Origin of the sequence: Pseudomonas sp. GD03842 (assembly GCF_029841165.1) — a bacterium.
GTDB lineage: Bacteria > Pseudomonadota > Gammaproteobacteria > Pseudomonadales > Pseudomonadaceae > Aquipseudomonas.
The window spans coordinates 63,384-76,789 of record NZ_JAOCEA010000024.1 but is presented as its reverse complement, the minus strand read 5'-3'; the positions used below and the strand labels follow the sequence as shown (position 1 = coordinate 76,789).

The 13,406-nt window shown below is 59.3% G+C and carries 11 protein-coding genes; 10 read left to right on the top strand and 1 reads right to left on the bottom strand.

All coding sequences use genetic code 11. The features are described 5' to 3' along the window. Nucleotides 1–215: 215 nt before the first annotated feature. A complete protein-coding gene (rhtA, locus tag N5D61_RS25155) occupies nucleotides 216–1,100 on the top strand; it encodes a threonine/homoserine exporter RhtA (RefSeq protein WP_279894609.1) in 885 nt (294 codons plus the stop codon). A gap of 176 nt (nucleotides 1,101–1,276) precedes the next feature. Next, nucleotides 1,277–1,567: a hypothetical protein gene (locus N5D61_RS25150; protein WP_108237052.1), complete on the top strand. Its 291-nt coding sequence runs from the start codon at nucleotides 1,277–1,279 to the stop codon at nucleotides 1,565–1,567. 79 nt (nucleotides 1,568–1,646) lie between these two features. On the opposite strand, the gene N5D61_RS25145 is transcribed toward N5D61_RS25150, so the two are convergent. Continuing rightward, nucleotides 1,647–3,455, bottom strand: coding sequence for an aminopeptidase P family protein (locus N5D61_RS25145; RefSeq protein WP_279894608.1), 1,809 nt, complete (start codon nucleotides 3,453–3,455; stop codon nucleotides 1,647–1,649). A gap of 1,119 nt (nucleotides 3,456–4,574) precedes the next feature. Here N5D61_RS25145 and N5D61_RS25140 point away from each other — a divergent pair. The 8 genes from N5D61_RS25140 to rfaH all read left to right on the top strand — a co-directional run bounded on the left by N5D61_RS25140 (nucleotide 4,575) and on the right by rfaH (nucleotide 13,085). Beyond that, nucleotides 4,575–5,360, top strand: a complete 786-nt coding sequence (locus tag N5D61_RS25140) for a hypothetical protein (RefSeq protein WP_108237055.1) — start codon at nucleotides 4,575–4,577, stop codon at nucleotides 5,358–5,360. Between the two features lie 65 nt (nucleotides 5,361–5,425). Further along, nucleotides 5,426–6,547, top strand: coding sequence for a DegT/DnrJ/EryC1/StrS family aminotransferase (locus N5D61_RS25135; RefSeq protein WP_108237056.1), 1,122 nt, complete (start codon nucleotides 5,426–5,428; stop codon nucleotides 6,545–6,547). A 47-nt stretch (nucleotides 6,548–6,594) separates the two neighbouring features. Further along, on the top strand, nucleotides 6,595–8,109 hold the full coding sequence (locus N5D61_RS25130) for an oligosaccharide flippase family protein (protein WP_279894607.1): 1,515 nt from the start codon (nucleotides 6,595–6,597) through the stop codon (nucleotides 8,107–8,109). A 3-nt stretch (nucleotides 8,110–8,112) separates the two neighbouring features. Next, entirely contained in the window at nucleotides 8,113–9,039 is a 927-nt protein-coding gene (locus tag N5D61_RS25125; RefSeq protein WP_108237058.1) for a glycosyltransferase, read from the top strand. Next, complete coding sequence (locus N5D61_RS25120; RefSeq protein WP_108237059.1) at nucleotides 9,029–9,481, top strand: low molecular weight protein-tyrosine-phosphatase; 453 nt, start codon at nucleotides 9,029–9,031, stop codon at nucleotides 9,479–9,481. Before N5D61_RS25125 ends, N5D61_RS25120 begins: the two co-directional genes overlap by 11 nt. Further along, on the top strand, nucleotides 9,482–11,695 hold the full coding sequence (locus tag N5D61_RS25115; RefSeq protein ID WP_279894606.1) for a polysaccharide biosynthesis tyrosine autokinase: 2,214 nt from the start codon (nucleotides 9,482–9,484) through the stop codon (nucleotides 11,693–11,695). A gap of 55 nt (nucleotides 11,696–11,750) precedes the next feature. Next, the gene (locus N5D61_RS25110; protein ID WP_279894605.1) at nucleotides 11,751–12,551 is read left to right on the top strand and encodes a WbqC family protein; all 801 of its coding nucleotides are present in this window, start codon (nucleotides 11,751–11,753) and stop codon (nucleotides 12,549–12,551) included. A 6-nt stretch (nucleotides 12,552–12,557) separates the two neighbouring features. Further along, on the top strand, nucleotides 12,558–13,085 hold the full coding sequence (gene rfaH, locus N5D61_RS25105; RefSeq protein ID WP_108237303.1) for a transcription/translation regulatory transformer protein RfaH: 528 nt from the start codon (nucleotides 12,558–12,560) through the stop codon (nucleotides 13,083–13,085). The last annotated feature ends 321 nt before the right edge of the window (nucleotides 13,086–13,406 follow it).

Sequence of the window (13,406 nt, the reverse complement as noted above, 5' to 3'; positions counted from 1 at the left end):
GCAACTCGTTGATCTTCAAGGAGTTTTCGGTTCAGGCTGCGCCGGAAGTGGGGCGAATTATAGAGACATCTGAAGGCCCGTCAAGCACTTATTTCGATTTGAACATTGAAAAGAAGGATTCTCGAAATCTGCGCACTATATTGCTCACGCGGTGAATCTTGATCATTATTGCGCGCTTTTCCTCCTGCCTATGATCCTACGGACTCGTGCTAACAATGAATGTCAGACCAAGCGATCTACGATCGATCGCTCTTCCTGTAGCCCTCTTGCTCATCGCCATGGCCTCAGTGCAAACCGGTGCGTCATTGGCCAAATCACTATTTCCCGTCGTCGGCGCCCAAGGCGCGACCGCGCTGCGCTTGATCTTCGCCAGCGTGCTGATGCTGCTGATCCTGCGCCCATGGCGAGCCACGTTTACCGCCAACTCTCTTCGCTCGGTGCTGCTCTACGGCGTTGCCTTGGGTGGGATGAATTTCCTCTTCTATATGTCTATCCGCACAACGCCATTGGGAATTGCTGTGGCGTTGGAATTCACAGGCCCGCTGGCCGTTGCGCTCATGCACTCACGCAGACTGGCTGACTTCGTTTGGATCGCACTCGCGGTGACAGGGCTCGCTCTATTGATTCCCAGTGGTCAAGCTCACGGCCTGGACCTGACCGGCGCCCTTTATGCGCTGGGTGCAGGGGTTTGTTGGGCAGGCTATATCCTGGCCGGTCAGAAGGCCGGCGCCGATCATGGCGTTCAAACCGCAGCGTTGGGTGTACTCATCGCCGCGATTCTGATCGCCCCCATCGGCGTAGCCCATGCGGGAAGTGCAATGCTCGACCCTGTTTTGATCCCGGTCGCACTAGGCGTGGCGGTGCTGTCCACCGCCTTGCCGTATAGCCTCGAAATGATCGCCCTCACGCGCATGCCGGTTCGTACCTTTGGCACGCTCATGAGCATGGAACCCGCGGTGGGCGCCTTGTCCGGGTTGATATTCCTGCATGAAAGCCTTTCGTTGACCCAGTGGCTGGCCATCAGCGCAATCATCGTCGCCTCGGCCGGTGCGACGCTGACGACGCGCCCGGAACCCGCCGCTCTGGTGCCTTGCGACTGAGTTTTTTTGCGTCCGTTACACGATGTCACTGGCATTTGTAACGTTATTGCGCCATGTTTACGGCTCGATCTCATCCTGCACGCAGATTCATCCGAAAGGAAACGGCTGAAGCACCCAGCAAGCGAGCGAACTCAAGCGAAAGACTGAGCGGTCATTCCGGTCAGGTAAGGAAATGAATGAAGTACATTTTAATAATACTGGCAGCGCTGACCGTCGTCGGATGCGCGGCCACTTCAAAGCCGATCAAGAGTAAGCGTGGACTGCATATCAATTGCTCGGGCTTGTCGTCCTCTTGGGACAAGTGCTACCAGATGGCTACCGACTCCTGCGAGTCGAGGCAATATCGGGTCATCGCCAAGTCCGGAGACGGGGCCGAAGAGCCCGGCGATTTCCCGCTAGGCCTCAACCCCGCGGGCTACACGAGCCGCAGTATGATCATCGTCTGCAAGAAGCCGACTCAACCCTGACGCCCCGCCCCCTCAAAAGCACCTTTTCTCTGATCGACCGATTAAAACCGCCGCACGAAAGCGGCGGTCTCAAGCGGTATCAAATGGCAGCCGTACGCAATTCCAGCCAGGCCAACGCGTCGCCGTCCACCAGCGAACTCAAGCGTCGACGGACCTGCGCGTGGTAGTCGTTCAGCCAATCGCGCTCTTGCTGTGTCAATAGATCGGTAACCAGACAACGCGTGTCGATTGGACACAGCGTCAAGGTTTCGAACTTGAGGAATTCGCCAAACGCTGTCTTGGCGGCTTCCTGATTGATCACCAAGTTCTCGATGCGCACACCCCACTGCCCCGGGCGGTAGGTTCCCGGTTCGATTGAAGTGATCATCCCCGGCAGCATGGCCGTTTGCGGCGTAGCAGCCGCTTGGTAGGCAATAACTTGCGGACCTTCATGGACATTGAGGAAATAGCCCACGCCGTGGCCCGTCCCGTGACCGTAGTTGACGCCCTCCGCCCAGAGCGGGGCGCGGGCGATGGCGTCCAGCAGTGGCGACAGAATTCCTCGCGGAAAGTGTGCTCGGGACAGGGCAATCACCCCTTTGAGCACGCGGGTGCAATCAAGCCGCTGCTCGTGCGTCGGGGTGCCGATCGGCACCATGCGGGTAATGTCCGTCGTACCGCCCAAGTATTGTCCGCCGGAATCAATCAGCAGCAGCCCGTTGCCTTCGATCTGCGCGTGCTCTGCCTCGGTAGCGCGATAATGAGGCATCGCGCCGTTGGCGTTGAAGCCCGCGATGGTGGCAAAGCTCTGTGAAATATAGCCCGGTCGTTTTGCCCGGGCAGCGCCCAGTTTCTCGTCGATGGTCAGTTCGCTGACGGGTTCGTTGCCCAGGGCCGACTCCAGCCAGGCGAAGAACTCGCACAATGCTGCCCCATCCTGCTCCATGGCTTGACGGATATGCTGGGCATCGGCTTCGCTTTTCTGTGATTTGAACAGCGTTGTTGGATTCAGCCCCTCGACCAGGCTCACTTCGCTGTCCAGGTAATCCAGCAACCCACAGGTCACTCGTGCGGGGTCGATCAGTACCCGCGCATCCTTCGGGACTTCCCTCAATGCGGCGCCAATCTGGACGTAATCGCGCAATGTGATGCCTTCACTTTCCAGTGTGCCGCGCAGGGCCGACGTCACTTTTTCCGGTGCGACGAAGAGACTGACGCTGTCCGGGCCGATAAGGGCGAACGAAATGAACACCGGGTTATAAGAAACATCGGCGCCTCGAAGGTTGAACAACCAGGCGATGTCATCCAACGTGGCCAGGAAATGCCAGTCGGCGCCCCGCTCGACCAGTGCGCTGCGCAAACGCGCCAGCTTGTCTCCGCGAGTCTGGGTGGCCTGCGGTGCGACGTGCTCATAGACAGCATGCGTCGGCAGAGTCGGTCGATCGCTCCAGAGTTCGGTCAGGGGGTCCAAATCGGTTCGCAACCGGGCGCCGCGGGCATAGAGGCTGCTGGCCAGGGTGCGAGAGGATGCCACGGCCAGAACGGCGCCGTCGACGGCCACCACGGTGTTGTCCTTGGCCTGATCCGCCAGCCACTCCAACGGGCCCTGCTGCCCCGGTTGCAGCTTGACGAGTTCGATGCCACTGCCGGCCAGCTCTTTAGTGGCCTGTTCCCAATATCGGCTATCGGCCCAGAGACCGGCGAACTCCTGAGTGACGATCAACGTGCCGACCGACCCGTGAAAGCCCGACAACCATTGCCGTCCTTGCCAGTAACCAGGGAGGTATTCGGAGAGATGAGGGTCGGCGGACGGCAGCAACCAGGCATCGATACCTTCACGACTCATCAGCGCACGTGCCTGCGCGAGGCGTTGCGCCACCACTCCAGTGGTTTTCGACTGCATATTCATTGACTCTCCTGCTGACCGATTCGGTTTGCACCGTACCCGCCAGATAATGGCGGACGACTCGGTCAGGAGCAACCGCGCAGCTGTGGCGAAGGAATACCATCACGACGGCCCGGCATCCGAGCAGCCTTCTTTGAACGGCCCAGTAGCGCTTGAGCCACTTCCTTGCAAACACTGACGCCAAGGTAGGGCACGCCACCGTGCGCAGCCAAGATCGTGCGACGCTGGATCGTCAGGTGAAGCTTGTCGAAGCGCTGATCAAAAGCTCGCGAGCCGCATGCAGGAGCGCGCTTGCCCGCGACTGGGGTGTGTCAGGCCCTGCGAATGGTAAAGCTACACCGCAATCGCGCGGGCAAGCGCGCTCCTATAGGTTCGTTGTTGAACCATTCTCAAACTGCAGCGTTATGCGCCATGAACCATCATTATTAAGGCCACCCACCCTCATAAGTCGGGATTAACCTGCGCACCATTAGTCCCAGAAGTATCAACTAAATAATGTATAGCGATGTTCAATTAATCAGCGCCATAAAATCGCAGCGTCGAGGGAATGACTGACTTCTGGCGGTGGAAAACCGACTCAACCTCGCATTTCAGTCCTCGCTCAACACCCCGCCTCTCCTTCTCGACAAGCGTCAGCGCACCGTGATGAGGCACTGATGGTTTTTTGACTTCCTTTAAAATCAGCAAGTTAGATAATCAAATGACCCGCTTATCAAAAATTTAACAGAATGTTGGCGAAATAAATTGACAGACTCCCCGAGGCCGTCGATATATATGCCTGTCCGATGTTTTTCTGTTTTTTGAGCGTGGCCAAAGAGCCGCGCCGGAAAAATATGACGACTCTTTCACTCTGTAACTGCCAGCGAAGTCCATGACCCCCAACGGTGTGCATTCGGCATCGACGGGTCAGTGTTGGCCTAAAGAAAGTGTTTTGAAATGACTGAAAGTGTGCGGTCGGGCGGTAGCTTTGCCCGAAAACATTATCCGGCCCATTTCTTAGAGAACCAACAGGACATCCGCTGCAGCGAACACCACGGCAGGATCAGCAGATTCGGGCGGTAGCGTGCCTGACCCGCGCCGCCAGCGCTGCATTCTCCACATGACCAACAGGGGCGTAAGGCAATGCCTTTATCTTTCGACACGGATGAGCAGCTGGCCACGCGCTTGGCTGACGAAATCGATACCCACGGCTTTGCCCGGCTCAGCGGCGCAGTGAGCGACGGCGACTTGCAGCGGCTGCGTGCCTGGACGGACGAGCAAGCACAGAAGCACCGCGGCGAATATTTTGCGTACCACGGTGAGGCGATGCTGGGTGAAAGCCTGTTGGCGAGCTATTGGACCGACCCGCAGTTTAAATCGCTGTTGGCCGGCCTATATCGGCACGCTGCAGGAAAAGCGCCCTTGAGCGACCAGATCTTCCCGGTGCTGCGATGCGTACAAGGCGACATCGGCAAACGGGAATCCAACGCGTTTCACTACGACGCCAGCCTGGTGACGGCACTTGTCCCGGTGTTCATCCCTACCGAAGGTGAAGAACGCGGCGATCTGATGCTCTTCCCTAACCTGCGCCGGGTGCGCTCGTGGGTGCTGTTCAACGTGATCGAAAAAGCGCTGCTGCAGAACAAGCTGACCCGCAGCTGGATCATCAAGGGCATGCAGCGTGACTGGCTCAAGCCTTATGTGCTGCGCCTCGAGCCCGGCAGCATTTATTTCTTCTGGGGGTATCGCACGCTGCATGCCAACCAGCGATGCAGCCCTGGCCTGAAACGCGCAACCGCGTTGTTCCATTTCGGCGACCCGCATACGGGAAGCCTGGCGACCCGCCTGATCCTCAGGATCAATCAGGGCCGTGCCCGCCGGATGAGTAACAAAGCCGGTCGCCAGCCACCGGCCTCGACCCCGGGTTGAGCCTCGCCGCGGTGGCATGACCGCTTCAACCGCCTTCACGCATTGCATCAGAAATGGAGACTTCGATGATCAACGTAACCAAGACTTACCTGGGCGATATCGACAAGTTCAAGACGTACGTCGAAGGCATCTATGCGCGAGGCTGGCTGACCAACCACGGGCCGCTGGTGTGTGAACTGGAACAACGCCTCAAGGATTACCTGGGCGTCAAGCACGTCATTCTCACCAACAACGGCACCCTTGCCCTGCAAGTGGCCTATCGGGCGCTGGAACTGAGCGGCAGCGCAGTGACAACGCCCTTCAGCTTTGTAGCCACCAGCAGTTCACTGCAGTGGGAAGGTATTCGCCCGATCTTCGCTGACATCGACGCGCAGACCTGGAACATCTCCCCCGAACACATCGAAAGCCGAATCGTTTCGGACACCACCGCCATCGTCGGCACCCATGTGTTCGGCAACCCCTGTGCCGTCGAACGCATCGAGGAGATCGCCCGTCGGCGCAATCTGAAAGTCGTGTACGACGGCGCCCATGCGTTTGCGGTGCGTCACGCTGGCCGGTCGGTTCTCAACTGGGGCGATATCAGCACCTTGAGCTTTCATGCCACCAAGCTGTTCCACACCATTGAAGGCGGCGCCATCATTACCAATGACGACGAACTGGCCCGCCGCGTCCATCTGCTGTGCAATTTCGGCATCGTTGACGTCGACAAAATCGACGGCATCGGCATCAACGCCAAACTCAACGAGTTTTCCGCAGCGATGGGGCTGTGCATTCTCGACGACATCGAGAACATTCTTCAGGAGCGCGCCGAAATCGCCGATCGCTACACCACAAGCCTTGGCGACTATGTGGACCTGCAAAAGCCGGAAGACAACAGCCAGTTGAACCACAGCTATTACCCGATCGCCTTGAAGGACGAGCAGCAATTACTGCGTCTGCGCAGCGCGCTGAACACCAATGGCATCAACCCGCGTCGGTATTTCTATCCATCGCTGGATACCCTCGAATACCTGCAACCACAAGCCGCGCAAACCGCGTCGCGTTCGCTGAGCGAGCGGGTGCTGTGCTTGCCCATCTATCCGGGGTTGCTGCGCGAGGATCAGGAGCGGGTGATCAATACCGTCATCGCCGAGTGCAGTCTGGGCCATGCGCCCTATCGGGTACCCGATCTGGCACGGGTCATCTGAGTCTGGATAGCGAAACCACTGCCCCTTCACGGTGAGACAGACATCCCATGCAAACCCAGCGCTCAGTCATACGCAATACTGCGTTGAGCTATGCCGGACAGGCTTACACCCTGCTGGTGGGCATCCTCATCATGCCGTTCTACCTCGGTCATATGGGGGCAGAAGCTTACGGCCTGATCGGCTTTTTCTCAGTTCTGCAGGCCTGGCTGCAATTGCTGGACGCCGGTCTGTCTCCCAGCCTGGTCAGGGCGGTGGCCCACCAACAGGCCGCTGAGACGATGGATCGTCACTCGGGCCGCCTGCTGCGTTCGTTCGAGATCATATTCCTGCCACTGACCGGTGCCTGTTGCGCAGCGATGTACCTGGGCAGCCAATGGATTGCGGTGCACTGGTTGAACCCCAAGGATCTGTCGACTCAGACGGTGATCGAATGCATCGGCCTGATGGGCATCGTCATCGCCCTCAGGTTGTATTCGACACTTTATAAAAGCGGGATTCAGGGTCTGGAACAGCATGCGTGGCTGAACATCGCCAACGTGATCATCGCCACCCTGCGCTATTTCGGCGGACTGTTCCTGGTGAGCAAGATCTCCAGCGATCCGGTGATCTTCTTCCAGTTTCAAGTGCTGGTGGGGTTGATCGAAACGCTGATCTTCGCCGCCCGCGCGTACCGGGAGATGCCGACGCCAGGCTGGCTGACCGGCTTCGACTGGCAACTGGTAAAGCCGATCATCCCCTTCGCGGCGAGCATGTCGGGCACCGCAGTGCTGTGGATCGTGCTCACCCAGATCGACAAGGTGCTGCTCTCCGAGCTGCTGCCCCTCGATGAATACGGCTACTTCTCGCTGGTGGCGCTGATCACCACCGGCATCATGATGTTGAGCAACCCGCTGGCGCAGACGCTGTTGCCGCGCCTGACGGTGCTGATGGCCGAGGGGCGACGCGATGACATGCACGCGCTGTTTCTGGCGGCCAACCGCTTCGTTTGCACGTTCCTGTTTCCCCTGGCCGCGCTGATCGCATTGCACGCCTACGACATGGTGTACGCCTGGTCTGGAGACCGGCCAGCGGCCGAATGGAGCCGTCCGATCCTGCCGTGGTACTCGCTGGGCAGCGCAATCATGGCGGTCAGCGCGTTTCAGTTTTATTTGCAATATGCCTACGGGCAAATGCGCCTGCATGTCTGGTACAGCGTCATTTCGGCGCTGGTCACCGTGCCGGTGATGTACCTGGCGATCCGCTTTTACGGCGCGGCCGGTGCCGCTGTGGCCTGGTGCCTTTTGCGTTCGGTGTCGTTCGCGATCTGGCCGATGGTCGTGCACCAGCGGCTGGCACCGGGCATTCACGGGGTGTGGTTGCGCGACGTCATTCGCATCTGCGTCATGACGGCCGCCGGCCTGGCAATCAGCGAACCGGTGCTGCGCCTGATCGCCAATGAAAACCGCTTCAACACGTTCTTGGGTCTGGCCGTCAGCGGCCTGATCACGCTGATGGTGGTCGCCGTGAGCGACAAGCCACTGGTGACGAAGATTTCCGTCTTGTTCAGCAAACCGAGTACATAAGCCATGGATGCTATTAGCAAAAAGACGAACCTTTCGTCCGCCGCACCCCTGGTCAGCATCGTCTGCCCAGCCTACAACCAGGAAGCCTATGTCGCTCAGACACTGGAAGGCTTCCTGATGCAGGAAACGTCCTATGACGTCGAAATCCTGGTCAATGATGATGCCTCCACCGATGGCACCGCCCGCGTCATTGCGCAATACGTCGAACGCTACCCGACGCTGATCCGCGCCTTCTACCACGAGACCAACCAGTATTCGCAGGGCAACCCTTCGGTGCCCCGCCTGTTCGGCGAAGCCCGCGGACGCTACATCGCGTTCTGCGAAGGCGACGACTACTGGACCGACCCGCGCAAGCTGCACACGCAGGTGGAGTTTCTCGAAAACCACCCGGACTACGTGCTCACCTATCACGACGCGATTCCGTTCGACAGCAACGGCCAATACGGCATTCAGCTGCAGGGCGAGCTGCGCGCTGACGCCACTGCGCTGGAGCTGCAAAAGGCACGGCCGATTTCGACCTTGACCACGGTGTTCCGCAACGTCTTCGATTCGCTGCCCAAGGAACTGGTCGGCGCGCCCCTCAACGATCTGGTCTGGTGGTCATTGCTGGGCGCGTATGGCAAGGGCAAGTTCATGGGCGAGATCAAACCGGCGGCCTATCGCATGCATCCGGGCGGGGTGTTCTCCATGCGCTCCAACAAACGAAAGCTGCACATGGCCCTGCAGACGTCGGGGGCGCTGGCCAACTATTACAACCGCTTGGGCAATGATGAACTGTACGAGCATTTCCTGATGGAACTGGTCGGCTACTCGATGTCCGCGATCACGCCCCAGCGCAAGGCGCAGACGCTGTTGCAGGTGGGCAAAAACTTCAGCACCAACATCGGCAAAAGACTGATGACGACCTTCAGTAAAGGTCATGTTCAGTAACGTGCTGGTGGTCTGCGTCGGCAACATTTGTCGCAGCCCCATGGCAGAGGCCATGTTCCGACAACGGGTGCTCAACGATCGCATCACCGTGTCGTCGGCCGGCACTCACGCCATGCTCAGTTCAACCATGGACCCGCTGGCCCGGGCCGTTCTGCACGTCAACGGCGTCGAAGCCCACCGGCATCGCAGCCGACAGATCGACCGTCAGATGCTGCACGAGGCGGACCTGATCCTGCTGATGGAGCATCGCCAGGCCCAGAGCGTACTCAAGCTGGCGCCCGAAGTGCGTGGCAAGACGTTTCTGATAGGCAAGTGGCAACAGGACATGGAAATCGCCGATCCGTACCGGCGCCCGAAATTAGCCTTTGAACAGACCTACGAGTTGCTCTCGCGTTGTGTCGACGACTGGCTTCCTTATCTTCAGTCAGGAGATTCGAGATAAATGACCGCTATGAACCGTACTTCCCTGGACGACGTCCAGGACTCCCGAATCGATCTGGCGACCATCTTGCGCACGCTGTTCGACCATAAGGGAATGATCGCTGCGATCATGGGTGTCTGCATCCTGCTGGGGGTGACCTACGCCATACTCGCCACGCCAATCTTCCAGGCCAACGCGATGATTCAGATCGAGCCGAAGAAAATCGGCATCGAGGGCCGCACCGAAATCAACAGCAAACCCCTGTCGGTCTCCCAGGCAACCACTGAAATCGAGCTGATCAAGTCGCGCGCGGTGCTGGGTAAAGTCGTCGATGACCTGAAGCTCTATATCATCCAGAAGCCCAAATATGTGCCAGGCATCGGCAGCTATATGGCCCGCCGGTTCAAGCCGGAGCACGAAGGCGAGATTGCTGCGCCTCTGTTCGGCCTGGACAGCTTCGCTTGGGGCGGCGAGAAGATCGACATCTTCCAGTTGGAAGTGCCGGATGCCTTGCTGGGCGAGAAGATGACCATGGTCATCGACAAGCCTGACACCTTTTCGCTGTATGACCAGGACCACAACAAGCTGCTCAGCGGCCCGGTCGGTCAGACCGTGGAAGGCAGCGGCGTGAAGATCCAGGTGGCCGCCCTCACCGGTCGGCCTGGCACCGAGTTCACCGTCGTTCGCCAGCGCACCCTGACCGCCGCCCTGGATTATCAGGATCGCCTGAAGATCATTGAGGCGGGCAAGGATTCCGGCATCGTCTACCTGTCGATCCAGGACCCGGATCCGGCATTGGCCAAGCGCATCCTTAATGAAGTCAGCCGCCTCTACGTACGGCAGAACGTGGAGCGCAGCTCGGCCGAAGCGGCCCAACGCCTGGAATTCCTGCGTTCGCAATTGCCCGCCGTGCGCAAGCAATTGGAGCAGTCGGAAATTGCCTTGAACAATTTCCAGACCAGCGCCAAGTCGGTGGACCTGAGCGTGGAAACCAAATCGGTGCTCGATCAGGTGGTCAAGCTGGAAGGCACGCTGTCGGACTTGAAAATGAAGCGGGTCGACGTCGAACGCTTGTATACGCCTGAACACCCGACCTACCGCGGCCTGATGACGCAGATCGGCCAGGTCGAAGCGCAGAAAGCGGCGCTGTTGAAGAAAATCGAAACGCTGCCGGCCACTCAACAAGAGCTGTTGCGCTTGAACCGTGACATGCAGGTCACTTCGCAGACCTACACCCTGCTGCTGGACAAGAGCCAGGAGCAGGACATTCTGCGGGCGGGCAGCATCGGTAACGTGCGCATCATCGACAACGCCGACGCCAATATCGAAGAGCCGGTCAAGCCGATGCGCAAGATCATCGTGCTGGTCGCCGCCCTTGTCGGCCTGCTGGTGGCGGTGGTGACGGTGTTCGTGCGTCAGGCCTTTTACCGGGGTATCGATAACCCGGATGTGATCGAGAACCTGGGAATGCCGGTGTATGCGTCGCTGCCGTTTTCCCGCCAGCAGGAACGCATGGACAAACTCGGCAACCGAGCAGGCAACAAGGAGCCACGCCTGCTCAGCGTCAGCGCGCCAACGGAACTGGCCATCGAGTCGCTGCGCAGCCTGCGGACCAGCCTGCACTTCGCGATGCTGGAAGCACGCAACAACGTACTGATGATTTCCAGCCCGACACCGGGTGTGGGCAAATCGTTCGTCTCCAGCAATCTGGCGGTGATCATTGCCCAGACCGGCAAGCGTGTGCTGCTGATCGACGCTGACATGCGCAAAGGCTATCTGCACAAGTTGTTCAACCTGTCGCCCAAACACGGTCTGTCCGACACGCTGGCGGCACGGCTGAAAAGCGGGGAAGTGATCAACCACACTGAAGTGCGCAACCTGGACTTCATTTCCTGTGGTTTCGCGGCGCCCAACCCGTCGGAGCTGTTGATGCATGACAACTTCAACAAGCTGATCACCGACCTGTCGCCGCTGTACGACCTGGTGATCGTCGACACCCCACCGATTCTGGCGGTCACTGACGCCACCCTGGTGGGCCGGCAGTCCGGCACGTGCCTGCTGGTCACCCGCTTCGGGCTGAGCAGCGCCAAGGAAATCGAGGCGTGCAAACGTCGCCTGATGCACAACGGCATTCTGATCAAGGGTGCGATTTTCAACGGTGTGCTGCGAAAGGCGTCGACCGCCGACTACGACTGCGCCGCGTATGGATACGACTACACCACCGTTCGCAAATAAGAGCCAGCCCCGCGGCACAGCGGGGCATGAAGTCAAAGCAGTAAAGGAGACGTACATGGCCAGGACCATCGCAGTGATGCAGCCCTACCTCTTTCCGTATCTGGGGTATTTCCAGTTGATCGCCGCGGCGGACGTGTTCGTCCTGGGAGACGATCTGCAGTACGTGCGGTCCGGGTGGGTCAACCGCAACCGTATCCTGCATGACCACGAAGCGCGGCTGATCAGCTTCCCACTGAAAAAAGACCGCTTCCAGCTGCCGATCAACCAGCGGCAACTGTGCGACCGCTTCAGCGAAGAGGCCGATCGACTCATCGCGCTGATCGCGCAGAGTTACCAGCAAGCCCCCTACTTCGCGCAGGTCATGCCGCTGATCGAGCGGCTGGTCCGCTTCCCGCAACAAAACATCGCGTTATACGCCGAGCACGCGATCCGCGAATTGTGTGCTTATCTGCACATCGTGACGCCGATCATGCGCAGCTCCGACCTGATACTGGGCAGCCCTGTGGACAAACAAGAGCGGATCATCCGCATTGCCCATACCTTCGAAGCGACGACGTTCATCACGCCCGAAGGCGGCTCGGTGGTGTATGACCGCGACCATTTTGCGCGCAACCGCCTGCTGGTGCGGTTTTTCCGCATGAGCCCGGTAGAATATTGCCAGTTCAGGCAACCTTTCGTCGCCAATCTGTCGATTATCGATGTATTGATGTTCAACTGCGTGGAGCAGGTCCAGCACCTGCTGACCCAGTTCCAACTGGACAAGAATCCGCCTGCTGCCGAGCCCGGATTGCTCGCCCGAATGACGCACCACCCTGAGCTTGTATCAACTCTGTCGAACCGGATTGCAGTGGAGTGATCAATGATGTCTCACGTCGTCAGCACCTCGAATGATTCAGCCCGCTGGTACCTCATTCAAACCAAGCCTCGCCAGGAAGCACGCGCCGAGGAGCACCTGCAACGCCAGAACTTCGCCTGCTACCGCCCGGTCAAGCAGGGCGAGAAAAAGCGTGGCGCACGCGCCGCGTCGGAAGAGGAACTGTTTCCTGGCTACCTGTTCATCCACATGGATCAGACCCAGGACAACTGGTACCCGATTCGCTCCACGCGCGGTGTCGCGCGGATCGTGACCTTCGGCGGCATGCCCATTCCGGTGAAGGACGAACTCATCGAGCAGATTCGCCAACGCCTGCTGGCACCCGTGCCCAAGGTGGTCTTCCAGCAGGGCGAGGCCGTGCGCATTACCGCGGACGGGTTCAACGACATTGAAGCGATTTTCCTCGCCGCCGATGGCGACGAGCGCGCGGTGATCCTGCTCAACCTGCTGCACCGCGAACAGAAGGTGACCCTGCCGGTCAGCAGCCTGTCGCGGCTGGAAGCGCGGGTGAGCTGAAGCACCGAACCCGCTGCAGGCGCGCGCTTGCCCGCGACGAGGTGTATCAATCGCCATTGAGGTGTCTGACATGACGCCTCGCGGGCAAGCGCGCTCCTACGGGCTTTCACCGCGGACAGAAGGTGACCCTGCCGGTCAGCAGCCTGTCGCGGCTGGAAACGCGGTTGAGCCGAAACATCGAACCCGACGTAGGAGCGCGCTTGCCCGCGACAGCGGTGTATCAGTCGCCCGCGAGGTGCTTGACACGACGCCTCGCGGGCAAGCGCGCTCCTACGGGTTTGTGCCCTCACGATCTGATTCTTGAATTTGAATGCTGCAGAG

Bases quoted from the DNA above. Each gene is read 5' to 3' on its own strand.
- rhtA (WP_279894609.1), top strand. From the start codon at position 216: ATGAATGTCAGACCAAGCGATCTACGATCGATCGCTCTTCCTGTAGCC.
- N5D61_RS25150 (WP_108237052.1), top strand. From the start codon at position 1,277: ATGAAGTACATTTTAATAATACTGGCAGCGCTGACCGTCGTCGGATGC.
- N5D61_RS25145 (WP_279894608.1), bottom strand. From the start codon at position 3,455: ATGAATATGCAGTCGAAAACCACTGGAGTGGTGGCGCAACGCCTCGCG.
- N5D61_RS25140 (WP_108237055.1), top strand. From the start codon at position 4,575: ATGCCTTTATCTTTCGACACGGATGAGCAGCTGGCCACGCGCTTGGCT.
- N5D61_RS25135 (WP_108237056.1), top strand. From the start codon at position 5,426: ATGATCAACGTAACCAAGACTTACCTGGGCGATATCGACAAGTTCAAG.
- N5D61_RS25130 (WP_279894607.1), top strand. From the start codon at position 6,595: ATGCAAACCCAGCGCTCAGTCATACGCAATACTGCGTTGAGCTATGCC.
- N5D61_RS25125 (WP_108237058.1), top strand. From the start codon at position 8,113: ATGGATGCTATTAGCAAAAAGACGAACCTTTCGTCCGCCGCACCCCTG.
- N5D61_RS25120 (WP_108237059.1), top strand. From the start codon at position 9,029: ATGTTCAGTAACGTGCTGGTGGTCTGCGTCGGCAACATTTGTCGCAGC.
- N5D61_RS25115 (WP_279894606.1), top strand. From the start codon at position 9,482: ATGACCGCTATGAACCGTACTTCCCTGGACGACGTCCAGGACTCCCGA.
- N5D61_RS25110 (WP_279894605.1), top strand. From the start codon at position 11,751: ATGGCCAGGACCATCGCAGTGATGCAGCCCTACCTCTTTCCGTATCTG.
- rfaH (WP_108237303.1), top strand. From the start codon at position 12,558: ATGTCTCACGTCGTCAGCACCTCGAATGATTCAGCCCGCTGGTACCTC.